A 26159-nucleotide genomic window follows, 5' to 3' on the forward strand; every position below is an offset into this window, starting at 1 on the left:
GGCCCGCTTCGCGGGCTNAATCGCNGCTCAACGGCCCGGTGCGGCTTNCAGGCACCCGGCTGGGACTCACAGTAGTGGCATGATGGCCCCTGGCGCTAAAGAACTCCTACGACGAATAATTCCAACACTCCCCGCCGCATTACCAACCGAGCATCGCCGTCACCGCCGAGATCAAGGCGAGCCCTGCCGTTTCGGTACGCAACACACGTGGCCCGAAACGCACAGACTGGACGCCACATTGAGCAGCCAGAGCCAGTTCGGCCTCTGACCACCCGCCTTCCGGCCCAACGAGCAGGCTGAGCGATTGCAGCGGTTCGCGCTCAGCCGACGCGGTGAGGACATCGGCCAATGTCGCAATAGCATCCGGATGGCAGAGCACACGCAAGCCAGTGCCTGGTTGTTCCAGCCATTCACGTAATCCCATCGGAGCATCGACGGCCATGAGCCGATTGCGCCCACACTGTTCCGCGGCGGATTGAGCGATGCGAGTCCAATGTGCCACACGCTTTTCCAGCCGAGCACCGCTGAGTTGCAACACGCTGCGTTGCGCGGCAATGGGTATGACACGGCTTGCGCCGAGTTCGACGGCTTTTTCTATCACCCAGTCCATTTTGTCGCCTGAAGGCAAGCCCTGCACCAGCGTGATGCTGCCCGCCAACTCGGCCTCGCGAGGGTCATGATCGCCCAATTGCGCCCAGGCCGATTTGCCGTCGACGCCGAGCGTCGCGGGATACTCTCCGCCCTGGCCGTTAAAGAGCACAATAGGCTCGCCATCTCGCAGACGCAGCACGCGTACGGCGTGATGCGCCAACGCATCGGGCAGAGTCAGGCGGACGCCCGGGGAAAGCGGGGTATCGCAGAAAAAGCGCGGCAACGGCATGGCGGTAGAGGTAAAAAGGCGCGTAAGGCACGGACGAGCGAGCAAGTGTGTAGCCTACCACTCTGATCACGCGATGGTTGGGGGCTCTGTCCAGCCGCTCGACGGCCAGGCGAAATCCAGGGTTCGGCTCGGCTCCACATCGGGGTATCCCCGGATGCTAAAATCGTAAGCTTCACAATTCCTGTCACCTGGCCCCATTTTTTGACTGGCCAGAGCCTACGAGCCTTTTCCGCATGAGCCCATCCACTGCCCAACCCTTGGCCCTGGCCGACGCCATTCGCGTTCTAGCCATGGATGCTGTCCAACAAGCAAATTCGGGACACCCCGGCGCACCGATGGGGATGGCAGAAATAGCCCAGGCGCTGTGGCTGGGCCATTTGCGGCACAATCCGGCCGATCCGGCATGGGCCAACCGCGACCGCTTCGTGCTGTCCAATGGCCACGGCTCGATGTTGATCTACGCGCTGCTGCATCTGAGCGGCTACGATCTGCCGATCGAGGAATTGAAACAATTCCGTCAATTGCATTCCCGCACGCCGGGCCACCCCGAGGTCGGTATCACCCCGGGCGTCGAGACCACCACCGGTCCCTTGGGCCAGGGCGTGGCCAATGCCGTGGGCATGGCGCTGGCCGAGGCGCTGCTGGCCGCCGAGTTCAACAAGCCCGGCCTGCCGATCGTAGATCACTACACCTACGCATTCGTGGGCGACGGTTGCCTGATGGAAGGCATTTCGCACGAGGCTTGTTCCTTGGCCGGCACACTGAAGCTCTCCAAGCTCGTCGTGCTGTACGACGACAATGGCATTTCCATCGACGGTCATGTCGAACACTGGTTTGGCGACGATACCGGCAAGCGTTTCGAGGGCTATGGCTGGAACGTCATCCGTGGCGTCGATGGCCATGATGTGGCTGCCGTCGATGCCGCGATTGCCCAGGCGCGCGCACAGTCTGACAAGCCCTCGCTGATCATTTGCCGCACCATCATCGGCAAGGGCGCGCCCACGATGGCGGGCACGCACAATGTGCATGGCGCACCGTTGGGCGCCGAAGAAATCGCAGCGACGCGTGCGGCGTTGGGCTGGACGGCTGCGCCGTTCGAGCTGCCGCAGGCCGTGCGCGAGGGCTGGGATGCCCGCCAGGCTGGCGCCGAGGCGCAAACTGCGTGGCAAACCGGCTTTGATGCCTACGCGGCAAAATACCCCGCAGAGGCGGCTGAGTTCACCCGCCGCATGAAGGGCGAGCTCCCCGCAGACATCACCGAAAAACTTCAGGCCTTCATCCAGGCCACCGACGAAAAAGCCGAGACGGTCGCTACCCGCAAAGCCTCTCAGTTCGCAATCGCGGCACTGGCTGCTGCATTGCCCGAACTGCTGGGCGGCTCGGCCGACCTGACGGGCTCGAACTACACCGACTGGAAGGGCGTTGCACCGGTGCGTGCCGGCGAGCAGGGCATTCAGTTTGGCCGTCACATCAACTACGGCGTGCGTGAGTTCGGCATGTCCGCCATCATGAACGGTATTGCGCTGCATGGCGGTTACCTGCCGTTCGGCGGCACGTTCCTGACCTTCTCCGATTACTCGCGCAATGCCATCCGCATGGCCGCGTTGATGAAACAACGTGTGGTGCACGTGTTCACGCACGACTCCATCGGCCTGGGCGAAGACGGCCCCACGCACCAATCCATCGAGCACGCCTCCAGCCTGCGTTTGATACCGAATCTATCGGTATGGCGTCCCTGCGATACCGTCGAGACGGCCGTGGCCTGGGCTACTGCCGTGTCGAGTCCGGCCAGCATCGGCATGGACGTGCACGATGGCGGTCCGACCGCATTGCTGCTGTCGCGCCAAAACCTGCCTTTCGTCCCGCGCGACGCTGACACGCTGAAAGCGATTGTCCGCGGTGGTTACGTTCTGCGAGACGCAGAGGGCGCGCGTGCCGTTATCATCGCCACGGGCTCCGAGGTCGCTATCGCGCTGGCTGCACAAGAGCAGTTGGCCGCACAGGGGATCGCGGTACGTGTGGTGTCCATGCCCAGCACTGACGTGTTCGACCGTCAGGATGCCGAGTGGAAACGCAGCGTATTGCCGCCGGGATTGCCGCGCGTCGCCGTCGAGGCGGGCACCACGGCGCTGTGGCACAAATACGTGGGTCTGGAGGGCGCCGTGGTCGGTATCGACCGTTACGGCGAATCCGCACCTGCGGGAGCCTTGTTCAAGTTCTTCGGTCTGACTGCCGACAAGGTAGCCGAGACTGTCAAGCAAGTTTTGTAAAAGGAGCTCTTAGTCATGACCATTCGCGTCGCCATTAACGGATACGGCCGCATCGGCCGCAACGTCCTGCGTGCCCACTACGAGGGCGGTAAAAAACACGACATCGAGATCGTTGCCATCAACGACCTGGGTGACCCCAAGACCAACGCGCACCTGACGCGCTACGACACCGCCCACGGCAAGTTCCCCGGCACCGTCGAGGTCGAAGGCGATTACATGATCGTCAATGGCGACAAGATCCGCGTCTTGGCTAATCGCAACCCGGCCGAATTGCCCTGGGGCGAGCTGAAAGTCGACGTCGTGATGGAATGCACGGGCTTTTTCACCTCGAAAGAAAAAGCCAGTGCGCACCTGAAAGGCGGCGCCAAGAAAGTCATCATCTCGGCCCCCGGCGGCAAAGACGTGGACGCGACCATTGTGTATGGCGTGAACCACGGCGTGCTGAAAGCCACCGACACCGTCATCTCGAACGCTTCGTGCACCACCAACTGCCTAGCCCCGCTGGTCAAGCCGCTGCACGACGCCCTGGGCCTGGAAAGCGGCCTGATGACCACGGTGCACTCGTACACCAACGATCAAGTCCTGACCGACGTCTATCACGAAGACCTGCGCCGCGCCCGTTCGGCCACCATGAGCATGATCCCCACCAAGACCGGCGCTGCTGCTGCTGTGGGCCTGGTATTGCCCGAGTTGAATGGCAAGCTCGACGGCTTCGCTATTCGCGTGCCGACCATCAACGTATCCCTCGTTGACTTGTCGTTCGTAGCCAAGCGCGACACTACCGTTGACGAAGTCAACAGCATCCTCAAGGCTGCCTCCGAAGGCGAGCTCAAAGGCATCCTGAACTACAACACCGAGCCTCTCGTCTCGGTCGACTTCAACCACAACCCGGCTTCCAGCACCTACGATTCCACGTTGACCAAGGTCTCGGGCAAGCTGGTCAAGGTCTCGTCGTGGTACGACAACGAGTGGGGCTTCTCGAACCGCATGCTCGACACCACTGTCGCGCTGATGTCGGCCAAGTAATCCGCCATGGCCAAGGTCAATACCCTGTCCGCGCTGGCCAAGGCTGGCGCGCTGCATGGCAAGCGGGTGTTCATCCGTGCCGATCTGAACGTGCCGTTTGACGACGCGGGCCAGATCAGCGAAGACACGCGCATCCGCGCTTCGGTGCCGGGCATCCGCCTGGCACTCGATAGCGGTGCCGCTGTCATGGTGACCTCGCACCTGGGGCGCCCCACCGAGGGTGTACTGACCGACGCCGACTCGCTGGCCCGTGTGGGCCAGCGTTTGTCGCAACTGCTGGGCATGCCCGTGCAGTTGGTCAAAGACTGGGTCGACGGCGTGACCGTCAATCCGGGCCAGGTCGTGCTGCTGGAAAACTGCCGCGTCAATCCCGGCGAAAAGAAAAACGACGAAACCTTGTCGCGCAAGATGGCGGCATTGTGCGATGTCTACGTCAACGATGCTTTCGGGACAGCACACCGTGCCGAGGCCACCACGCACGGTATCGCGCGCTTTGCGCCGATCGCATGCGCGGGGCCGTTGCTCGAGGCTGAGCTGGACGCCCTGGGCCGTGCGCTGCACGATCCCAAGCGTCCGCTGGTGGCCATCGTCGGCGGTTCCAAAGTCTCTACCAAGCTCTCCATCCTGCAATCGCTGGCCGACAAGGTCGACCAGTTGGTGGTGGGCGGTGGTATCGCCAATACCTTCATGCTGGCGGCTGGTTTGTCCATTGGTAAATCTTTGGCCGAACCCGATCAGGTCGAACAGGCCCGTGCCGTGATCGACATCATGAAAAAGCGCGGCGCGGAAGTCCCCATCCCGACGGATGTGGTGTGCGCCAAGTCGTTTTCTGCCGATGCCGAAGCCACCGTCAAGGCAGCTGATGCGGTTGAGGACGATGATCTGATTCTGGACATCGGCCCGCAGACTGCACAGCGTCTGGCTGGCATTCTGCAGCAGGCAGGCACCATTGTCTGGAACGGCCCCGTGGGTGTGTTCGAGTTCGATGCGTTTGCCAACGGCACCGAAGTCCTCGCCAAAGCGATTGCCGAATCACCGGCGTTTTCGATCGCAGGTGGCGGTGACACGCTGGCAGCCATCGCCAAATATGCGATCGCTGACAAGGTCGGGTATATCTCCACCGGTGGTGGTGCGTTCCTGGAATTCCTGGAAGGCAAATCCTTGCCGGCTGTGGCTATCCTCGAGGAACGGGCTGCCTGATTGTCGATGGGTTGTCGCTGTTGTTAGCTGGAGAAATGCCAGGCATGTGAAGTGCTTGGCATTTTTTTGTTGATCGGTGTTCAGTGTTCTGTTGGTCGTCGAGCCGAGGCAATCGGCCCGGCCGGGCTTCACAAAGTCGGTCCGGCGCNNNGTCCGCGCCTTCGCGCTACCTNCGGTGGCTGCTCGCTCGACTTTGAGGCGCCCGGCCGGGCCGATTGCCTCGGCTCGACTCGCAGTAANTCAAGCTCATCACACCGCTGGCACGAGTCTCTTGCTTGGCGTTTTTNTGNTGCNCTGATNGTAAAGAGAAAGATCTTGCAGGGCTGCGATTCGCGNGTGCCCTGTGAACTGACCCCCAGAAGTTGGACAAAAATCCAACCTTCGGGGGTTTTTATATGGCGCAGTACGATGAGCGATTCAAGCTCAAGGTAGTCAAGCGGTATCTATCAGGTTCAGGCGGGATCAAGTCGTTGGCCGCTGAGTATGGTTTATACCATTCCGCCGTGCGCAGATGGGTCATGCGCTATCAAGCGCACGGCATGTCAGGGTTGCGGTACAAGAGAGAGAGCTACGACGCCGCGTTCAAGCTGAAGGTGCTCAAGCGGATGTGGCGTGAGGGCTGGTCTCAGACGCAGACAGCAATAGCATTTGATATTCGTTCGGAGTGCCGCATTGGTCGGTGGGAGCGGCAGTATCATGAGGGTGGAAACCAAGCCCTTGAGCGCCGTCGGAGCGGATGTAAAGCCATGTCAGATCACCCACCGAAACAGAAGCCGTTAGAGCCCGCAGTCCAAGAACAGAAAACGCTTGAGGAGGTGCTCAAAGAAAATGAGTACCTCCGAGCGGAGAACGCGTATCTAAAAAAGCTCGATGCCTTGATCCAGCAAAAGAGAGCGGCAGCGCAGAAAAAGCGCAGTTGATCGCTGGGTTGAGGCAAGAACATCGCGTAGGTGTGCTGTTAGCCGTTGCAGGGCTCTCGCGCAGCACGTTCTACTACCACTTGAAGGCGCAGGGCGTGGCAGACAAGTTTGCTGGGCTCAAGGCCAGGATCAATGCCGTCTATGCACGCCACAAGGGCCGCTACGGCTACCGGCGCATCACGGCTACGCTGCGCCAGGCCGGTGAGTGCGTGAACCACAAGACGGTGCAGAAGCTGATGCAGACGATGGGGCTGAAATCTTTGGTACGCCCGAAGAAATATCGTTCGTACCGGGGTGAGGAGGGCCGTGTGGCGCCGAACCTGCTGGCACGCCAGTTCGAGGCCGAGCGGCCCAACCAGAAATGGGTCACCGACGTGACCGAGTTCAATGTACGTGGCCGGAAGCTGTATCTGTCGCCGGTGATGGACTTGTACAACGGCGAGATCGTGGCCTACGAGACCAGCACGAGCCCGTTGTTCGGTGGGCTGGTGCGGAGCATGTTCCAGAAGGCCATACGCCGCCTGTCACCGGGCGAGCAGCCGCTCTTGCACTCGGACCAAGGCTGGCAGTATCAACAATCCAGTTACCGACGCATGCTGGCCGAGCACGGCTTGGTGCAGAGCATGTCGCGCAAGGCCAACTGCCTGGACAACGCCGCCATGGAGAGCTGGTTCGCCACACTCAAGACCGAGTGCTTCTACCTAAACCGCTACGACAGCATCGACCAGTTAAAGAAAGCCATTGGCCAGTTCATCCACTACTACAATCACCAACGCATCCGGCTCAAACTACAAGGCATGAGCCCGGTGCAATATCGGGCCCAGGCCTTGGGTGTTTAGTGTTCTAAACTGTCCAACTTCTGGGGGTCAGTTCACTGCACACACGCGAATCGCTATCGGTCCGGGCATGCAACGGGGTGGCGTGGTGCTTGGTTGGAAGATCTGCNTGGCTAGAGTTGTTGCATGCGAAGAAGCGTCGCACATTTTTGGATATCGCGAAACTGTGGGGCGGACAATCGTCTGCTGATTTATGAGAAAACGTTGTTCGAAAGATCTTCTGCTGGCCTATGAAAAATCGTCGATCGAGAGATCTTCTGTTCATCGCCAACGCCAAAGCCGTCGCATGCAGATCACGAACGCTATGCATAGGCGCGCCCGTAGGCGCCTATGCATAGCCGCCCTGCAAAATATTCATCCTTGCAAAAATCCGATCCTACGAAGCCTACGTAGACCGCTCGTGCCAGCCACGAGGGAATCAGAGACGATGCGAGTCGAAGCGGGGCAGTGACCGTGTTGGCGCGCCTCGGAGTCGCGCGAGCGGAAGTCGNAGGAAGGCCCGAAGGGGCCGTACGAGACGAGCGATGCGGCAGTCGGACGCGAAGGCGGCCGACCGACTCCGTGAAGCACCAACACGGTCACTGCCCCGCTTCGACGCCCAATAGAACTCGATCCCCGCCCTGCCCACAACTGCAAACCTGAACGATCAAAACAGGGTCGATTCAGACCCGACTAATTGGCAGCGGCGAGCAAAGCGTCGAGTTTGACCGCATCGGCCGAGAACAAACGAATCCCCTCGGCCAGTTTTTCCGTCGCCATCGCATTTGCGTTCAACTCGGTGCGGAACCAGATCTCGTCAGCCGTACGGTGCGCGGGGACGTCCGTACCTATATTGTCGATGCTCAAGCGCGCGGGCACATCGCCTTCGGTCTGATCCAACTCGGTGAGCAATTCCGGACTGATGGTCAGCAGATCGCAACCGGCCAAGGCCCGGATCTGGCCGGCATTGCGAAAGCTCGCTCCCATGATCTCGGTCGCGATGCCGTGACGCTTGTAATAACGGTAGATCTCGGTGACGGACTGCACGCCGGGATCATTTTCCCCGGCACGTTCGGACTCGACCCAGTCGGCGCCGGCGGATTTCTTGTACCAGTCGTAGATACGGCCCACAAACGGCGAGATCAATTGCGCGCCTGCGTCGGCGCATGCCATGGCTTGCGGCAGAGAGAACAACAGCGTCAGGTTGCAGCGGATGCCGTCGGCTTGCAGCGCGCGGGCGGCCTGGATGCCTTCCCAGGTGGAGGCGATCTTGATCAGCACGCGTTCGCGCGCAATGCCGGCCGCCTCATAGAGCGCGATCAGGCCACGGCCCCGCTCGATCGTGGCGCGGGTGTCGAACGACAAGCGGGCGTCGACTTCGGTCGATACCCGGCCCGGTACGATTTTCAGAATCTCACGGCCAAAGGCGACCAGCAATCGATCCGTCTGTTCGGCCGCAGACGCGCCTCGATGTTCTTGGACAACCTGTTGCAACAACGGCCGATAGGCGTCTTTCTGGACGGCCTTCAGGATCAGCGAAGGATTGGTCGTGGCATCAGTCGGGCGTAATGCCCGCATGGCTTCGAAATCGCCGGTATCGGCAACAACCGTGGTGTGACTGCGTAAAGCTTCAAGCTGGCTAGACATGGGACGGGTCGGCGTAGGCAAAGGTTGACGATAAAGGCCTAGGGTATCACTACGCGCAGCCCCTTTTTTTGACAAAAAGTACCGCCAAGCTGCGTTTTCGGCTCTCCGCCCTGACGGAGCATTTATTACATTTTGTGGAGGTTCCTCAGCCGAAAATACGGCTCCCGGCCTTAATTGGCGCGGTTTTCGGGGAAAAATGGCCCGAGAGGGTATAATTACAAGGTTTGATTATCGATTCTGAAACCGGGGTTTACTGTGCTGCCGCAACTTTTTCCCGAGGGCGCTGATCGCTTCCCTCCTGCAATTCTAGCTTTGGCGGACGGTACCATTTTCCGAGGCGTGTCCATCGGCGCGCCGGGTCACACAGTCGCCGAGGTCGTGTTCAACACGGCCATGACAGGCTACCAGGAAATTTTGACCGATCCTAGCTACAACGGCCAGATCGTCACACTGACTTATCCGCATATAGGCAATACCGGCGTCAATGCCGAGGACGTCGAAACCTCTCGCGTCCTGGCGTCTGGCCTGGTGGTGCGTGACTGCCCGTCGCGCGTCTCGAATTTCCGTGCGACGCAATCGTTGCCCGACTACCTGGCTGCCCAGGGAGTGGTTGCGATTTCCGGTGTGGACACGCGCAAACTCACGCGTATTTTGCGTGACGGCGGCGCTCAGGGTGCTTGTATCCTGGTCGGCGACGATGCCGATCGCGCCGTCGAATTGGCTCGAGGCTTTCCCGGCATGGCCGGCCAAGACCTGGCCAAGGTCGTTTCCGTCAAAGACTCGCTCGACTGGAAACAAGGTACCTGGCAATTGGGCGAGAGCTTCACGTCGCCCGCCCAAGACCGCTTTCACGTGGTCGCGTACGACTTCGGCGTGAAATACAACATCTTGCGCCTGATGGCCGACCGTGGCTGCCGTATTACGCTGGTGCCGGCCCAGACGTCTGCCGAAGACGTGCTCAAACTCAATCCGGACGGCGTGTTCCTGGCCAACGGCCCTGGCGACCCAGAGCCTTGCGACTATGCAATCGAGGCGACCCGTGTGTTCCTCGAACGCAAGATCCCGACGTTCGGTATCTGCCTGGGCCACCAGATCATGGGCCTGGCTGTTGGCGGCAAGACAGTCAAGATGAAGACCGGCCACCATGGCGCGAACCACCCCGTGCAGGACCTGCAATCCAAGCGCGTGTTCATCACCAGCCAAAACCACGGCTTTGGTGTGGATGCGGCGACCTTGCCGGCCAATACCCGCACGACGCACGTGTCGTTGTTTGATGGCACCTTGCAGGGTTTTGAGCTGACCGATCGTCCTGCTTTCTGCTTCCAGGGCCACCCCGAGGCCAGCCCGGGCCCGCACGACATTATCGTGCTGTTCGACAAATTCATCAGCCTGATGGCCGGCCAGAAGAAATAAATACCGCATTATGCCCAAGCGTACAGACCTAAAAAGCATTCTCATCATCGGTGCCGGCCCCATCATCATCGGGCAGGCATGCGAGTTCGACTATTCCGGCGCCCAGGCGTGCAAGGCGCTCAAGGCCGAGGGTTACCGCACCATTTTGGTGAACAGTAACCCCGCCACCATCATGACCGACCCGGAAACGGCCGATGTGACCTACATCGAGCCCATCACCTGGCAGGCCGTGGAAAAAATCATCGAACGCGAAAAACCCGATGCGCTGCTGCCCACGATGGGCGGTCAGACTGCATTGAACTGCGCGTTGGATCTGGCCCGTCAGGGCGTGCTGCAAAAGCACAACGTCGAGCTGATCGGCGCCAACGAACACGCCATCGAAAAGGCCGAAGACCGCCAGAAATTCAAGCAGGCCATGACCGATATCGGTCTGGAGTCGGCCAAATCGGGCGTGGCGCACAGCATGGATGAGGCCTGGGAAGTCCAGCGCCGCATCGCCAGCGAAACCGGCACGTCGGGTTTCCCGGCCGTGATTCGCCCTAGCTTCACCATGGGCGGCTCGGGCGGCGGTATCGCCTACAACGCCGAAGAATTCGAAACCATCTGCCGTCGCGGCCTTGAGGCCTCGCCGACCAGCGAACTCCTGATCGAAGAATCCCTGCTGGGATGGAAAGAGTTCGAGATGGAAGTCGTGCGCGACAAAGCCGACAACTGCATCATCGTTTGCTCGATCGAAAACCTGGACCCCATGGGGGTACACACCGGTGATTCCATCACGGTGGCGCCTGCTCAGACGCTGACCGACAAGGAATACCAGATCATGCGTAACGCATCCATCGCGGTGCTGCGCGAGATCGGTGTGGATACCGGCGGTTCGAATGTGCAGTTTGCGGTCAATCCGGACAATGGCCGGATGATTGTCATCGAGATGAACCCGCGCGTATCGCGTTCGTCGGCACTGGCCTCGAAGGCCACCGGTTTCCCTATCGCCAAGGTCGCCGCGCGCCTGGCCGTGGGCTATACCCTGGATGAGTTGCGCAACGAAATCACCGGCGGCGCTACGCCGGCTTCGTTCGAACCGTCCATCGACTACGTCGTCACCAAGGTGCCGCGTTTCGCGTTCGAAAAATTCCCGCAGGCCGATTCCCGCTTGACCACCCAGATGAAGTCTGTGGGCGAAGTCATGGCCATCGGCCGCACGTTCAAAGAGTCCTTCCAAAAGGCTCTGCGCGGCCTGGAGGTCGGTGTCGACGGCCTGAACCAGAAAACCACCGATCGCGAAAAACTGCAGATCGAGTTGGGCGAGCCGGGCCCCGAGCGTATTTGGTACGTGGGCGATGCGTTCGCACAAGGCTTCACCCTGGAAGAAGTCCACCAGATCACGCACATCGATCCGTGGTTCCTGTCGCAGATCAAGGAAATCGTCGACATCGAGCTCGCGCTCGAGCAAAAGACGCTGGCCGATCTGGACTACGACACGCTGTGGCACCTCAAGCGCATGGGTTTCTCGGATCGCCGCCTGGCGTTCCTGTTGGATTCCGTTGAGTCCGAGATCCGCAAACTGCGTCATCAGTTGAATGTGCGCCCGGTCTACAAGCGCGTAGACACCTGCGCTGCCGAGTTCGCCACGCGTACTGCCTACATGTACTCCACGTACGAAGACGAGTGCGAGGCGCAGCCGACCGATCGCAAAAAGATCATCGTGCTGGGTGGCGGCCCGAACCGTATCGGTCAGGGTATCGAGTTCGACTATTGCTGCGTGCATGCGGCATTGGCGTTGCGCGAAGATGGTTACGAAACCATCATGGTCAACTGCAACCCTGAAACCGTGTCCACTGACTACGACACGTCCGATCGTCTGTATTTCGAGCCGTTGACGCTCGAAGACGTATTGGAAATCGTGCACAAGGAAAACCCTGTCGGCATGATCGTGCAGTATGGCGGTCAGACCCCGTTGAAACTCGCGCGTGCGCTCGAGGCCAATGGCGTGCCCATCATCGGCACCAGCCCCGAGTCCATCGACGTCGCCGAGGACCGCGAGCGTTTCCAGAAGCTGCTGAACAAGCTCGGCCTGCGTCAGCCGCCCAACCGTACCGCTCGTACCGAAGGCGAGGCGCTCGCCCATGCCGCCGAGATCGGTTATCCCTTGGTGGTGCGTCCCAGCTATGTGCTGGGCGGCCGCGCCATGGAAATCGTGCACGAGCAGCAGGATCTCGAGCGCTATATGCGCGAGGCGGTCAAGGTCAGCAACGATTCACCCGTGCTGCTCGATCGCTTCCTGAACGATGCGACCGAAGTCGACGTGGACTGCCTGGCCGACGGCGAAACCGTGTTCATCGGCGGCGTCATGGAACACATCGAGCAAGCCGGCGTGCACTCGGGCGACTCCGCCTGCAGCCTGCCGCCGTACTCGCTATCGCCTGAGATCATTGCCGAGATCAAGCGCCAGACCTCGATGATGGCGCGTGCGCTGAACGTCAGCGGCCTGATGAATGTGCAGTTTGCGATCCAGGGCGGCGACGTCTACGTGCTCGAAGTCAACCCGCGCGCATCGCGTACGGTGCCTTACGTGTCCAAGGCCACCGGCCTGCAGCTTGCCAAGATCGCGGCTCGCGCCATGGCAGGGCGTACGCTGGCCGACCAAGGCATCACGCGCGAAGTCGTGCCGCCGTATTACTCCGTCAAAGAAGCTGTGTTCCCGTTCGTGAAATTCCCGGGTGTGGACACCATTCTGGGACCGGAAATGAAATCGACCGGCGAGGTCATGGGTGTGGGCATGAGCTTTGGCGAGGCTTTCGTCAAATCGCAGCTTGCAGCCGGTGTGCGTTTGCCCGAAAACGGCACTGTCTTTATCAGCGTGAAAGACCAGGACAAAGCCCGCGCCGTCGAAGTCGCGCGTGGTTTGCACAACTTGGGCTTCAAGCTCGTGGCGACCCGCGGAACTGCCGCGCAGATTTCCGCTGCCGGCATTCCGGTGCAAATGGTCAACAAGGTCACCGAAGGCCGTCCGCATATCGTGGATATGGTCAAGAACGGCGAGATCTCGCTGGTGATCAATACCGTCGAAGAACGCCGCAATGCGATCGCCGACTCTCGTACGATCCGTACGCAGTCGCTGGCCGCTCGCGTGACGTTCTTTACGACGATCGCCGGTGCTCGTGCCGCGGTCGAGGGTATGCAATACCTGCGCCAAGGCCTCGGCCTGCAGGTGTATCCGCTGCAGGAACTGCACGCCAGTTTGCCTCAGCAATAAGCTCATCCGTCGCGCTGCGGTAAAAACAGGCCCTGTATGGGCCTGTTTTTATTTCTGGCTCTACTATCATTGACGAATATCCTCCTGGCCCGTGTTTGGGTCGATCTTGCGAGTTGCCATGACAGCGGTTTTTATTACGGGTGCTTCCAGTGGTCTAGGCCGGGCCTTGGCGTGGCGTTATGCCCGTTCGGGCGCACGGCTCGGCTTGGTCGCGCGACGTGGCCAGGCGCTGCGTGAGTTGGCCGATGAGTTACCGGGAGAACACCTTTGCTATGCGCTGGATGTGCGCGACCGCGATGCTTTGCATGCTGCCGCCCAGGATTTTTTGGCGGCGAATGAGGGGCGAGTCGATGTCGTCATTGCCAGTGCGGGAATCAGCGCGGGGACACTGACTGAGTACACGGAAGACTTCGACGTTTTCAAAGCCATCGTCGATACGAATCTGCTGGCTACTGTCGCTACGTTCGAGCCGTTTATCGAATCGATGAAGCGGGCGCAGAACGGCCGGCTTGTCGGTATTGCCAGCGTAGCGGGGATTCGAGGCTTGCCTGGCGCGGGTGCCTACAGTTCATCTAAAGCCGCGGTGATCACCTATTGTGAAAGCCTGCGGCTGGAGCTCGCGAGTGCTGGGGTCGATGTGGTCACGATTGCGCCAGGCTACGTAAAAACCGCCATGACCGAGAAGAACCCATACGGTATGCCGTTCTTGATGGAAGCCGATGCGTTTGCCGCTCGTGCTCAAGTGGCTATCGAACGCGGGGTGTCGTATACCGTCATCCCTTGGCAAATGGGCGTTGTGTCAAAGCTAATGCGCCTGCTGCCGAATTGGATCTACGATCGCGCGGCGCGCAATGCGCCGCGGAAGCCCCGGCGCTGATTGATGTTGGGCGCTATTGGTCGTTTGCTGGCGGAGATCAGCGCTTTGGGGGACGTCCCTGGCGGGTGCCTGNAAGCCGCGCGTTACGGGTCAAGCGGTCCGCGCGAGTGTCAAACGTTGCGTGTTACGGGTATCAAAGGTTGCGCATTACGGGTATCAAACGTTGCGCATCAAGGGTGTCAATCGTTGCCGATCGCTGGGGTGGTGGCCGTTATGGCACGATGTCGCTTGTTGATTCCATGTCCAGGTGGGCGATGTCTGCCCATTCCAGGACGTGCCATTGGCGTCCCTCGATGCCGATGCGGTTGATGCTGGCGTTGAGTAATGGCACGGGACGCGGGCCGTCCAGGGCCACGCTGGAGGCGTGGCGCCAGATGATGTCCAGCACGCCGCCGTGTGTGACGGCGAGGATGCGTTCGTTGGCGTGGCGTTGCGCGAGATCGTTGACGGTGGCGATGACGCGGGCTTGGAATTGGCCCAGGGATTCGCCGCCTTCGATGGGGCGGTGCGGGTCGCGGCTTTTGCGGGCGGCCGCGGCTTCGGGCGCGAGTTCGTCGATGCGTCCCAGGTCTAGGCCTTCCAGGACGCCAAAGCCGCGTTCGCGGATGCCGGGTTCTGTGCGTATGCGCAGGCCCAAGCCGGCGGAGATGGGCTCGGCGGTGGCGTAGGCGCGCTGCAAATCGCTGCTGTAGAGCGCGTCGAAGGTCTGTTCGACAGTAGCGATGCGTGCGGCCAATTGGGCTGCCTGTTCGCGCCCGCTAGGGTTGAGTTCGATGTCTTGCCAGCCTTGCAGGCGGCCTTCGCGGTTCCAGGAGGTTTCGCCGTGGCGAATAAACCAGATTTCAGTCATGCGAGTGGTGGTGAAGGATAGGCCCGGAATGGGCGGTAGGCTATAGGGTAACCCGGTTGGTGGTTTGCTCGGCCGTAGCCTCGGGTTCCATAGGCAGTCGCCGCGATTTCCAGATTTTCTGCATGAGGGAGCTCAACGCGACCAGGACGGGTTCGCTGGCGCGTTCGTGGGGCATCATGAATCCCAATGTGGCGTCGGCGCGAGCCTGCCCCCAGACGATGAAATCTCCGCCGGCAGCACCCGCGAGGGCGGTTTCCTCCCGGAGCAGGGCGCAGCCGGCACCGGCTCGGACCAGTGCATCCAGGTTGGCCTGGTCGTCGTGCTGCATGACGATGCGCGGGGCCAGACCATGCCGTTCGAACATGTCGCGCAGCAATAAATGGGCGTGACTGCCCGCCGGGCCATCCAGCCAGGGAAGCTGCGCGACTTCGCGCCAGCCGCCGCGCTTGAGCGCGTTGGCCAGCGGTAACGGGAGCGCGATCCGGTAGCGGACGCTGCGTAACGGCATCCAATGCACGGCGCGAGGCGGATTGGCGGCGATGGTGAGCGCCGCATGCAGCCGGCCGGTGCTGATGTGTTCGTGCAGGACCGAGGTGGGCAGTGTCAGGGTCTTGAGTTCGATGAGCGGCAGTTGTTCCCGCACCGCCGAGGCGAGCTCACCTAGCCGCAGAAAATCCGGTTGTTCGCTGGGAACGCCCAGTTCGATGGCGCCGTGCAGGCTGCCTTGCAGTTGTTGCGCCTCGGCTTTGAGCTGAGCACCCAGGACCAGCAAAGATTCTGCGGTCGGCAACAACACCTCGCCGGCTTTGGCCAAGGTCAAGCGGCCTGCGGCGCGCTCGAACAGTGCGACGCCGAGGCTCTGCTCCAGGGCTTTGATCTGGGCTGTGACGGCGGGCTGTGTGAGCGAGAGGGCATCCGCAGCCTTGGTCAGGTTGCCCAGGCGGGCTACCGTGACAAAGGCGCGAATTTGATAGATCTCCATGACGGCGATTATGCCGCCAGTAGGCGAATCTGAGAGGGCTCCAGTCCGATCGAGACCGGCGACCCAACGGGAAAGGGCGATAGGCCCGCCAGATGGGACTGATCGGCAGTAACGCGATGATCGCCCACCTGTACCTGATAGCGGGTGAATTCGCCCAGGAATTCGCTGGTTTCCACCACACCTGGCAGCCAGACGTAGCGTGCATCTCCCAGTCCATCGGCCATGTCGATCTGGACCGTGTGCGGGCGAAAACTCGCGGCGAGTTTGTCGGAATCGGGAGCTTCGTTTGTCAGAGGCAGATGCAGGTCGCCGACGCCGGGTACGGCCAGTATCAGATTGCTGCGACTGCGTTCGCGCACCGTGCCCTCCAGGACGTTCATCGTGCCGACAAAGTTGGCGACGAAGCGATTGACGGGGAAGTCGAACAATGTGGTTGGCGCACCGATCTGCTGGACGATGCCGTGATCCAGAACAGCCATGCGATCGGCTGTGGTCATGGCTTCTTCCTGGTCATGAGTCACGAAAATGGTCGTGATGCCCAGGCGGCGTTGCAGATTGAGCAAGTCCTGGCGCATCTGTACGCGGAGCTTTTTATCCAGATTGGATAGCGGCTCGTCCAGCAACAGCACCTGGGGCTCAATGACTATCGTGCGGGCCAGCGCGACGCGTTGTTGTTGTCCTCCGGATAGTTGATTCGGCCTGCGGTTGCCGTACTGCGACAAGCCGACCAATTCCAGTGCGGCCTCGACTTTATTGCGTATCTCGGCACGCGGCAGGCGGCGCTCGACCAGACCAAACGCGACGTTGTCCCATACGGTCATGTGCGGCCACAAGGCATAGTTCTGGAACACCATGCCGATATTGCGTCCCCACGGCGGCGTGTTGCCAATGTCCTTGCCGTCGATCAGCAGTTGGCCATGGCTTTGTTGATTGAAGCCGGCAATCAAGCGCAGCAGGGTGGACTTTCCTGAACCAGAAGGACCGAGCAAGGCGAAAAACTCGCCCGGCTCGATGTGAATATTGACGTCTTTCAGGACTTCGGTTTTGCCATAGGACAGCCGGATATTGCGGCATTCGACGCTGACTTTTTTCATCGTTATTCCTCATTGCGCACAGGGCGTTGGCGCGCCGACGCGCGCTCGACCAACAAATGCGATACGTATGTGCCGATGCCAACCGCGATGACGGCCAGTACGCCTAGCGCAGCGCCGGGACCGCGTCCGGCAGCGCTTTGCATGTAGAGATAAATGCCATAGCTCATGGGGGCCTGGCTGTCGCGGGTCACCAGCATGATGGTCGCCGATAACTCCACCGCCGCCGTGACGAAACTGGTCACAAAACCCGCCAGCATGCCGCCGGCCATGAGCGGTATGACGACACGCCGGATGGTGCTCATCCGGTTTGCCCCCAGCGACTCAGCGGCCTCCTCGAGCGAGACATTGATTTGCTGCAGCGCCGCCACGCATGATCGCAACGCGTACGGCAGCCGCCGCACCGAATACGCGATCATGATGAGCAGCCACGACGATGTGATCAAGGTCCCCGTCAACGGAAACTCGAGCCCGCGGAAAGTACGCAGCATGCCGATCGCCAACACAATGCCCGGGATAGCCAGCGCGGCAGATGCGAGAAAATCCAGCCATTGCCGGGCCGGCAGACGCGTACGCAGCATGAGATACGCAATCGCTGTTCCCAGGATCACGTCTACCCCTGCCGCCAGACCGCAATACAGCAGCGTGTTGGTGATCATGCCGTGTGATTCGGTAAAAATCGCGGCGTAGTGTTCCAGGGTGTAGCCATCAGGCAGCGGGGCATAGCTCCATACCGTAGCGAGCGATAGCAGCAGCACCCCGAAATGAGGTGACAGCACCAACAGCAGGACCAGCGCGATCCAGCCATAGGCGAGGATGCTTTCTCCCGTGTTGAGTTTGCGTTTCTGGATCGAGCTGCCGCCTTTTTGCAGCGTGGAGTAGTCCTTGCCTTTGAGGACGCGCGCCGATAGCCATAGCGCCAGAATGGAAAAACCGATCATGATGACGCTGATCACATAACCCAGCGGGTCTTCCAGGCCGACTTGGGTAATACGCAAATAGGCTTGAGGCGCCAGCATATTGGTGGTGCCCAACACCAGCGGCGTGCCCAGATCATCAAAGACTTTCACAAACACGAGCGAGGTGCCCGCGACGTAGCCGGGCAGGGCCAGTGGAAAAATCACGCGGCGAAACAGCCGAAAGCCACGGGAGCCCAAGTTGAAAGCGGCTTCTTCCATGGACCCATCGATGTTGCGCAACGCGACGACCAGGTTCATCAGGATGAACGGAAAGTAGTGCAATGACTCGACAAAGATGACCCCGTTCAGGCCCTCCATGAACGGGATGGTGAATCCGAACCAATCATCCAGCAATAGATTGACTGTGCCTGATCGGCCAAAGATCAATTGCATCGCCACTGCGCCGACAAAGGGCGGCATGATCAGAGGCAGCACGCCGAGCGTCTGAATCAGCAAGGCGCCGCGAAACTCAAAGCGCACAGTGAAATACGCCAACGGCACGGCGATGAGCGACGCCAATAGCGCCGACCAGCCCGCGACATAGAGGCTATTGAAAAAAGCCTCTTGCATCAGCGGCTGGGCGAAAAAAGCGCCAAAATGCCCGAGCGTGAAGCTGCCGTCGGCGTTGACAAAAGCGGTGTAGAACACCGTGCCCACCGGTACCACCAAGAACAGGCCCAGAAAGGCCAGTACCAGTAGCGCCGTCAGCAGCGGACCGGCGGGCAGGCGCGAGCGGCTCGCGAACGTCATCAATGGCTCCGAGAAAGCCCCGCGAGTTCACGCGGGGCAGGATGTCAAAACATCATCGCAACAGTTTGTGCGGCCATTACAGCGCGGCGGCTTGCCGAGCCAGTTTGACCGCTTGCTCGTAGTTCGCCTTGGCTTTGCCGCTCCACTCGCCTTCGAGTTGGGTGATCTGCTTGTTGGTCGAGGCGTCCTTCTTGTCGCGGGTAAAGACTTTCAGGAACTCCGGATCCGCGGCGGTTTTGGGATCGATCAGCGGCGACCATGCCAGCTTGCGGGCTTGGTCCAGCAGCTCGGCAGCCTGGCCTGTCTTGGCCTTGTCGCCGAGTTTTTGCTCGGCTTCGTAAATGGCTTTGGTGGCGGCCTGCAGATCGCTTAAGCGAAACGTGATGGTCTGGTCGAACAGCGCTTGGACGACGTAATAGCGCGTCTGGGACAAGTCGGCATCGAAATGCACCTTGCTGCGCTGGGCAATTTCAGCGGGATCCGGATAACCCTGCGGAATCTTTCCGGCCAAATCCTTGTAGGGCAATACCGGCAGCCGCGAAATCTTGGGCTCCAGCAGCAGTTCCTGCCCGGCTTTGCTGAGCGTGAATGCGATGAATTTTTTGCCTTCTTCGGTATTCTTGGCGCCCGCAATCAACGCAATATTTGCGGGCACGACCGAAGTTTCAGACGGATAGACGAACTCGACCGGGAACTTGGAATATTTGCTGGACAAGCCAAAGAAATCGATGACAGGGCCGGCTCCGAATTGGCCGTTGTTCACTCCATCGGGGACACCAAATGATCGCTCTGTCATCTGGCTGGCGTTACCCGACATGCGCAGCAGCGTTTGCCATCCATCGGCCCAGCCTTCGCCTTGCAGTATGGTCTCGACGGTCAAGTGCATGGTGCCCGAGCGTGACGGCGCGGTCATGCCCAGGTGGCCAAACCATTGCGGCGCCAGCAGATCTTTCCATTCGACCGGCGGCGTGAGCTTGTGGGCTTTGATGTACCGGGTGTTGTACATGATGCCGTAGCCGGCCAGGGCCTGACCCATGTACAAGCCGCCCGGATCATTGATGGGATAGCTGCCGATTTTGTCCGGGACCTCGGCATTGGCGGCGTCGGGCGCGGGGCTCAACAGTTTTTCGCGGCCCAGCACTTCAAAGGCATCGGGGGCGCTGGCCCAGAACACCTCGGGCCGTTGGCCTGCTGGCGTCTCGCGTACGTAGGCAATGCCTGACACCGTGTTTTTGTTCAGGATTTCCAGCGTGATGCCGGGGTTGGCTTTTTCGAATGCTGATTTATACGCCTGGGTCAGGTCCTTGGGAAAAGACGTGATGACCGTGACGGTGCCGGCCAGCACGGGCGCGCAGGCAGCCAGCAGGGCTGACGCGAGGACAGTGCGCATGATGGGCATGATTTGTCTCCGTAGTGTTTTGAAATTGTTGGAACAAGGTAGCGACGGAGGTGCCTAGCGTCCAATCACAAATTTTGATGCGGCCCATTAGTCAGCGTGGTTTGCTGCAATGCATTTGAATGTGCATCGGTTCGTCGATAGCGGGCTTATTTACTCAATATGATCAGCGTCTTTCCCGTTCACGGGCTTAACCGGATTGCCGGCAAACGCGCTGGCCCCTACACTTCCGCCCGCCGACCAATTATTCCTGTCTGAATACAGGGGATTCCATGCCCAATTCTTATTTTCCGCGTTGGAAACTGGCCGACGATACCGTGCCTGGCGTCGTCATTGCGCCCGATGAGCGCCTGTCCGGGCCCAAAAACATTGCCATGGGTGCTCAACACGTGGTGGCCATGTTCGGCTCGACCGTACTGGCGCCGTTGATCATGGGCTTTGATCCTAATGTCGCCATCCTGATGTCGGGGATCGGCACGCTGATCTTTTTCCTGTTTGTGGGCGGTAGGGTGCCGAGCTATCTCGGATCCAGCTTTGCTTTTATCGGCGGCGTGGTGGCCGTCACTGGCTATGCGGGATCGGGCCCGAACGCCAATATAGGCATAGCGCTAGGCGCCATTATTGCGTGCGGCCTGGCCTATACCCTGATCGGGATCATCGTGGCCGCGGCCAATGCGCGGGGCGATGGCGGCGCTGCCTGGATCGAACGTCTGATGCCGCCGGTCGTGACGGGCGCGGTCGTTGCCGTGATCGGACTGAACCTGGCGCCTATCGCAGCCAAGGGCGCGATGGGCAGTTCGGGGTTTGAAACGGGGATGGCGATCGTGACCGTGTTGTGCGTGGGCGGGATTGCCGTCTATACGCGTGGCACGATTCAGCGTCTATTGATCCTGGTGGGGCTGCTCTTGGCCTGCGTGATTTATGCGGTGTGCGCCAATGGCCTGGGCTTGGGCAAACCCATCGATTTTTCGGGGGTTGCCGCGGCGGCGTGGTTCGGTTTGCCTCACTTCACCGCGCCCGTATTCAAGGCCGACGCCATGGGCTTGATCGTACCGGTTGCGATCATCCTGGTGGCCGAGAACCTGGGGCATATCAAGGCCGTCAGCGCCATGACCGGGCAGAATCTGGACCGTTACATGGGACGTGCCTTCATCGGCGATGGGGTCGCCACGATGGTGTCCGGCGCGGTCGGTGGAACGGGCGTGACCACCTATGCGGAAAACATCGGCGTGATGGCCGTGACGCGCATCTATTCGACGCTGGTGTTCGTGGTGGCGGCGGTGATTGCGATCCTGCTGGGGTTTTCGCCTAAATTCGGCGCGTTGATTCAGACGATTCCGGGGCCGGTATTGGGCGGTATGTCAGTCGTGGTGTTCGGGCTGATTGCCGTCGCGGGCGCGCGGATCTGGGTGGTGAATCAGGTCGATTTCAGCGATAACCGCAATTTGATCGTGGCTGCCGTGACCTTGGTGCTGGGAGCCGGCGATTTCACGATCAAACTCGGGGATTTCACCCTGGGGGGAATCGGTACTGCCACGTTCGGCGCGATCATTTTGTACGCTTTGTTGCAACGCAGCGGCCGCCAGGTGGTGTAAAGCCCTAGAGGCTTTTTGCGCTGAACTGCCTGGAATAAGGGGTTCCTGGACGGCTTGCAATTCTGGCGGATTTTGACCACAATGATGTCTTGCTTGCCCCGGTTCCAAATCCGAGCCGGGGTTTTGTTTTGGTCGCCGGCATACGTATTTGTGCCTATGGGCTGACCGGGACGAGAGGCCAGGAACCCTACTAATAATCGGGCCCGATATCGTTCCTGCCTGTTCGATCTTTAGTTTGTATCATTGACTTGTCCCGCCGTCGTGGCGCAGGGCTTAAGTCTGATTGCCTTTTTTTACCGAAACGCTCCCATTCGGGGCGTTTTCTACTTTTTGTTGGGAAACGACATGTCTGCCATTCCTCTGACCGCGCGCGGAGCCGAGCGTTTGCAAGCCGAATTGCACAGGTTGAAAACCGTTGAGCGCCCCTCCGTGATCAATGCTATTGCCGAGGCCCGTGCCCAGGGTGATCTGTCGGAAAATGCCGAGTACGATGCTGCGCGCGAGCGCCAAGGCTTCATCGAAGGCCGCATTTCAGAGCTCGAGGGCACGCTTTCCAACGCGCATGTGATTGATCCGGCTGCATTGAATGCAGAGGGCCGTGCGGTATTTGGCGCAACGGTGGATATCGAAGACCTGGATTCGGGCGATCGCCTGTCCTATCAAATCGTGGGGGATCTCGAGGCTGACATCAAATCCAACCTGATTTCGGTGTCCAGTCCGGTCGCTCGTGCGTTGATCGGCAAGTCCGAAGGCGATGTCGTCGAAGTAAAGGCCCCCTCGGGCATTCGCGAATACGAAGTCCTGAGCGTTCGCTACCTGTAATGTGATGGGTATCCGCCCCAAGCGATGCCAGGCCAGAGCGGGTGTTGGCATTGAGTTGGGGCTGGCCTGCTGCCAGGCCAGCTTGCTTCACTGTTTTATTTTTTGGTGGTCTTGCGTCCTGCCGAGGCGCGCAGCCCGCTGCGGGCGCCGGCTCGCAGGCTGAGCGCGCTGCCCGAACGGCGCGGAATGCCATGCGCTGTGGTGCTGGATTTTTTCTTGGTCGACGGGCGCATCGGGCGGCCAGCGCTATTGAGGTCATCGCGTCCGACAAAGGACTTTTTGGCCGGCGCTTCGGGCGTGGCTCGTTTGCGAGCGGGCGCTGATTTGGACACGGTTTTGCCCTCGGCCGCCATTTTCTTGGGGGTATGAGGGTCGGATGCCTTGCGACGTGCGGGGGTGCCTTCTGCCGGGGCAGAGGCTACATTACCGGACAGCGGGCGGAACAAGATCAACATCTTGCCCAAATGATGCACCGGTGCGCACGACAGCGTGTCGCAAATGGTCGCCAGCATGGCCTCGCGCTCGTCGCGGTCGGCGCCGCCTGCGCGTACCTTGATCAGCCCGTGGGATGTCAAGGCGCGGTCGATTTCTTTCAAGACCGCGTCGGTCAGCCCGTTGTCTCCGATCAGGACGACCGGATTGAGGGGATGGGCGGCCGAGCGCAATTCGCTGCGCTCGCGTGAGGTGAGTTCTAATATAGGCATGCGTGGAATTGTACGGTAATGGCCAAAAAGAAATTCTCTAAAGACTGGATCCACCAGCACATCAACGACCCATATGTGAAGATGGCGCAACAAAAGGGCTATCGGGCGCGTGCTGCCTTCAAATTGATCGAGATCCTCGATGCCGAAAAACTGATGCGCCGGGGCAACATCGTGGTCGATCTCGGCTCGGCGCCAGGCAGTTGGTCCCAGGTGGCGCGCGAGCGTCTGGCCGGTCCCGGCGGCGCAGTCGATGGCCGCATTATCGCGCTGGATCTCCTGCCTATGGAACCTGTCGCCGGCGTCGAATTCATCCAGGGTGATTTTCGCGATGACGACGTTTTGCAACAGTTGCAAGAATTGGTGGGTGGTCAACCGGTAGACCTTGTTATTTCGGACATGGCCCCCAACTTGTCAGGAGTTGGTGTCGCCGATTCGGCTCGCATTCAGCATGTTTGCGACCTGGCGCTGGAATTTGCCTGCAACCACCTCAAGCCCGACGGCGCGCTGATCGTCAAGGCTTTTCACGGCAGCGGTTTTTCGCAGATCGTGCAAAGCTTCAAACAGCGCTTCAAGCGTGTGGTGGAACGCAAGCCCAAAGCCTCCCGGGACAAGTCCTCGGAGACATTTCTAGTGGCGCGTGACCTGAAACTTTAGGTTTTTTGACAATGATGTATCAGGCGCCTATCGGGCTTTCAGACGGAACCCCTCCCGACAGGGTAGAATGAACTATTGACATACTTGTGACTGTGCCATATGCGCGGGGGCGCGGTCACCGGTCGGAATCAAAAGCAGGAGATCGACCTTGAACAACTCATTTTCTAAAGTCGCGGTCTGGATGGTGATCGCACTGGTCCTGTTCACGGTATTCAAACAGTTCGATGGGCGTGCGCAATCGCAAGACGGCGTGAGTTACACCCAGTTCATGGAGGATGCCAAGGCAGGCCGTATTCGCAAGGTAGACGTGCAGGCGGATGTTCTGTATGTCACCCCTGATACGGGCCGTTCGTACACCCTGACGTCGCCGGGCGACATCTGGATGGTGTCCGATCTGCTGAAGTACGGCGTGGACGTCTCGGGCAAGGCCCGCGAGGAGCCGTCCCTGCTGATGAGCATCTTCGTATCGTGGTTCCCCATGCTGCTGTTGATTGGCGTCTGGGTATTTTTCATGCGACAGATGCAGGGCGGTGGCAAGGGCGGGGCGTTCAGCTTCGGCAAATCGCGTGCCCGTATGCTGGACGAGAACACCAACCAGATCACGTTTGCTGACGTGGCTGGCTGCGACGAGGCCAAAGAAGACGTCCAGGAACTGGTCGATTTCCTGCGCGATCCCACCAAATTCCAGAAACTCGGCGGGCGTATTCCGCGCGGCGTGCTGATGGTCGGTTCGCCCGGTACTGGTAAAACCCTGCTGGCCAAGGCCATCGCTGGCGAGGCCAAGGTCCCGTTCTTCAGTATTTCAGGTTCTGATTTCGTCGAAATGTTCGTCGGCGTGGGCGCTGCCCGCGTGCGCGACATGTTCGAGAACGCGAAAAAACAGGCGCCTTGCATTATCTTTATCGATGAAATCGACGCCGTGGGGCGCCAGCGTGGTGCTGGCCTGGGCGGCGGTAACGACGAGCGCGAACAGACGCTGAACCAGATGCTGGTCGAAATGGACGGCTTTGAGTCGGGCCAGGGCGTGATCGTGATTGCCGCGACCAACCGTCCCGATGTGCTGGATCCTGCTTTGCTGCGTCCGGGTCGTTTCGACCGCCAAGTCGTGGTGCCGCTGCCCGACATCCGTGGCCGCGAACAGATCCTGCGCGTGCATATGCGCAAGGTTCCGCTGTCGACCAACGTCGATGCCAGCATCCTGGCGCGCGGTACTCCGGGTTTCTCGGGCGCTGACCTGGCCAACCTGGTCAACGAGGCCGCCTTGTTTGCGGCGCGCCGTAATGGCCGCACCGTCGACATGACCGACTTCGAAAAGGCCAAAGATAAGATCATCATGGGCGCCGAGCGCCGCTCGATCGTCATGCCCGAAGAGGAACGCAAGAACACGGCGTACCACGAGTCCGGCCATGCCATCGTGGCCCGCATGCTGCCCAAGACCGATCCCGTGCACAAGGTCACCATCATCCCGCGCGGCCGTGCCCTGGGCGTGACAATGCAGTTGCCTGAAGGCGACCGCTACAGCATGGACAAGGACCGCCTGCTGAACACGATCGCCGTCTTGTTCGGTGGCCGTATTGCCGAAGAAATTTTCATGAACCAGATGACGACGGGCGCTTCGAATGACTTTGAGCGCGCCACCGCCATTGCCCGCGATATCGTCACCCGCTACGGAATGACGAGCGAACTGGGCCCCATGGTTTATGCCGAAAACGAAGGCGAGGTGTTCCTGGGCCGCAGCGTGACCAAGACCACCCATATGTCCGAAGCCACCATGCAAAAAGTGGATTTCGAGATCCGTCGCATCATCGACGAGCAATACGGTGTGGCGCGCAAGATCCTCGAGGATCACCGCGATATGGTCGAGGCAATGACCCGCGCGCTGCTCGAATGGGAAACCATCGACGCGGATCAAATCGAGGACATCACCTCGGGCCGTCCGCCGCGTCCACCCAAGACGCCGCAAGGCCCGGCAGACAGTACCGATACGCCTCCCTCCGGGTTGGCGCCGGGTGGCAGTGGTACGCCAGCCGCGGTCTAAGCTGCTTTCGAGTTTTT

Annotated in this window: 19 protein-coding genes; 11 read left to right on the forward strand and 8 right to left on the reverse strand. The window is 60.3% G+C overall.

Annotation, left to right across the window (positions count from 1 at the left end):
• Positions 1 to 139 precede the first annotated feature (139 nt).
• On the reverse strand, positions 140 to 880 hold the full coding sequence (locus tag ACNA0J_RS25925; RefSeq protein WP_415821807.1) for a 16S rRNA (uracil(1498)-N(3))-methyltransferase: 741 nt from the start codon (positions 878 to 880) through the stop codon (positions 140 to 142).
• 233 nt (positions 881 to 1113) lie between these two features.
• Here ACNA0J_RS25925 and tkt point away from each other — a divergent pair, with 233 nt between their 5' ends.
• From tkt to ACNA0J_RS25945, 4 genes are all read left to right on the forward strand, one after another.
• Positions 1114 to 3150 (forward strand): transketolase, encoded by a 2037-nt coding sequence (gene tkt, locus ACNA0J_RS25930; RefSeq protein ID WP_415821777.1) that lies wholly within the window; start codon positions 1114 to 1116, stop codon positions 3148 to 3150.
• Between the two features lie 15 nt (positions 3151 to 3165).
• Entirely contained in the window at positions 3166 to 4176 is a 1011-nt protein-coding gene (gene gap / locus ACNA0J_RS25935; protein WP_415821778.1) for a type I glyceraldehyde-3-phosphate dehydrogenase, read from the forward strand.
• 6 nt (positions 4177 to 4182) lie between these two features.
• Positions 4183 to 5376, forward strand: coding sequence for a phosphoglycerate kinase (locus ACNA0J_RS25940; RefSeq protein WP_415821779.1), 1194 nt, complete (start codon positions 4183 to 4185; stop codon positions 5374 to 5376).
• A gap of 395 nt (positions 5377 to 5771) precedes the next feature.
• A protein-coding gene (locus ACNA0J_RS25945; protein ID WP_415821780.1) for an IS3 family transposase occupies positions 5772 to 7135 on the forward strand; the annotation gives its coding sequence in 2 pieces (ribosomal slippage) (positions 5772 to 6234 and positions 6234 to 7135; 1365 coding nt in all).
• 669 nt (positions 7136 to 7804) lie between these two features.
• Here ACNA0J_RS25945 and tal read toward each other — a convergent pair.
• Entirely contained in the window at positions 7805 to 8758 is a 954-nt protein-coding gene (gene tal, locus ACNA0J_RS25950; RefSeq protein ID WP_415821781.1) for a transaldolase, read from the reverse strand.
• 255 nt (positions 8759 to 9013) lie between these two features.
• Between tal and carA the strand changes: the two genes are divergently transcribed.
• From carA to ACNA0J_RS25965, 3 genes are all read left to right on the forward strand, one after another.
• Positions 9014 to 10171, forward strand: a complete 1158-nt coding sequence (gene carA / locus ACNA0J_RS25955) for a glutamine-hydrolyzing carbamoyl-phosphate synthase small subunit (protein ID WP_415821782.1) — start codon at positions 9014 to 9016, stop codon at positions 10169 to 10171.
• Between the two features lie 10 nt (positions 10172 to 10181).
• Entirely contained in the window at positions 10182 to 13424 is a 3243-nt protein-coding gene (gene carB / locus ACNA0J_RS25960) for a carbamoyl-phosphate synthase large subunit (RefSeq protein ID WP_415821783.1), read from the forward strand.
• 118 nt (positions 13425 to 13542) lie between these two features.
• Positions 13543 to 14301, forward strand: a complete 759-nt coding sequence (locus ACNA0J_RS25965; RefSeq protein WP_415821784.1) for an SDR family oxidoreductase — start codon at positions 13543 to 13545, stop codon at positions 14299 to 14301.
• Positions 14302 to 14512: 211 nt separating this feature from the next.
• On the opposite strand, the gene ACNA0J_RS25970 is transcribed toward ACNA0J_RS25965, so the two are convergent.
• From ACNA0J_RS25970 to ACNA0J_RS25990, 5 genes are all read right to left on the reverse strand, one after another.
• A complete protein-coding gene (locus tag ACNA0J_RS25970) occupies positions 14513 to 15151 on the reverse strand; it encodes a histidine phosphatase family protein (protein WP_415821785.1) in 639 nt (212 codons plus the stop codon).
• A 40-nt stretch (positions 15152 to 15191) separates the two neighbouring features.
• On the reverse strand, positions 15192 to 16133 hold the full coding sequence (locus ACNA0J_RS25975) for a LysR family transcriptional regulator (RefSeq protein ID WP_415821786.1): 942 nt from the start codon (positions 16131 to 16133) through the stop codon (positions 15192 to 15194).
• A gap of 8 nt (positions 16134 to 16141) precedes the next feature.
• A complete protein-coding gene (locus ACNA0J_RS25980; protein WP_415821787.1) occupies positions 16142 to 17227 on the reverse strand; it encodes an ABC transporter ATP-binding protein in 1086 nt (361 codons plus the stop codon).
• Positions 17228 to 17229: 2 nt separating this feature from the next.
• Positions 17230 to 18933: an ABC transporter permease gene (locus ACNA0J_RS25985; RefSeq protein ID WP_415821788.1), complete on the reverse strand. Its 1704-nt coding sequence runs from the start codon at positions 18931 to 18933 to the stop codon at positions 17230 to 17232.
• A 76-nt stretch (positions 18934 to 19009) separates the two neighbouring features.
• Positions 19010 to 20332: an ABC transporter substrate-binding protein gene (locus tag ACNA0J_RS25990; protein WP_415821789.1), complete on the reverse strand. Its 1323-nt coding sequence runs from the start codon at positions 20330 to 20332 to the stop codon at positions 19010 to 19012.
• A gap of 269 nt (positions 20333 to 20601) precedes the next feature.
• Here ACNA0J_RS25990 and ACNA0J_RS25995 point away from each other — a divergent pair, with 269 nt between their 5' ends.
• A complete protein-coding gene (locus ACNA0J_RS25995; RefSeq protein WP_415821790.1) occupies positions 20602 to 21924 on the forward strand; it encodes a solute carrier family 23 protein in 1323 nt (440 codons plus the stop codon).
• Positions 21925 to 22269: 345 nt separating this feature from the next.
• On the forward strand, positions 22270 to 22746 hold the full coding sequence (greA, locus tag ACNA0J_RS26000) for a transcription elongation factor GreA (RefSeq protein WP_415807848.1): 477 nt from the start codon (positions 22270 to 22272) through the stop codon (positions 22744 to 22746).
• 95 nt (positions 22747 to 22841) lie between these two features.
• Here greA and ACNA0J_RS26005 read toward each other — a convergent pair whose 3' ends face one another.
• Positions 22842 to 23450: a YhbY family RNA-binding protein gene (locus ACNA0J_RS26005; RefSeq protein WP_415821791.1), complete on the reverse strand. Its 609-nt coding sequence runs from the start codon at positions 23448 to 23450 to the stop codon at positions 22842 to 22844.
• An 18-nt stretch (positions 23451 to 23468) separates the two neighbouring features.
• Here ACNA0J_RS26005 and ACNA0J_RS26010 point away from each other — a divergent pair, with 18 nt between their 5' ends.
• Together ACNA0J_RS26010 and ftsH are read left to right on the forward strand one after the other, a co-directional pair.
• The gene (locus ACNA0J_RS26010; protein WP_094822496.1) at positions 23469 to 24104 is read left to right on the forward strand and encodes an RlmE family RNA methyltransferase; all 636 of its coding nucleotides are present in this window, start codon (positions 23469 to 23471) and stop codon (positions 24102 to 24104) included.
• Between the two features lie 148 nt (positions 24105 to 24252).
• A complete protein-coding gene (gene ftsH, locus ACNA0J_RS26015) occupies positions 24253 to 26142 on the forward strand; it encodes an ATP-dependent zinc metalloprotease FtsH (RefSeq protein WP_415821792.1) in 1890 nt (629 codons plus the stop codon).
• The last annotated feature ends 17 nt before the right edge of the window (positions 26143 to 26159 follow it).

This window comes from Bordetella tumbae, from assembly GCF_965139195.1.
GTDB lineage: Bacteria > Pseudomonadota > Gammaproteobacteria > Burkholderiales > Burkholderiaceae_B > Bordetella_A > Bordetella_A tumbae.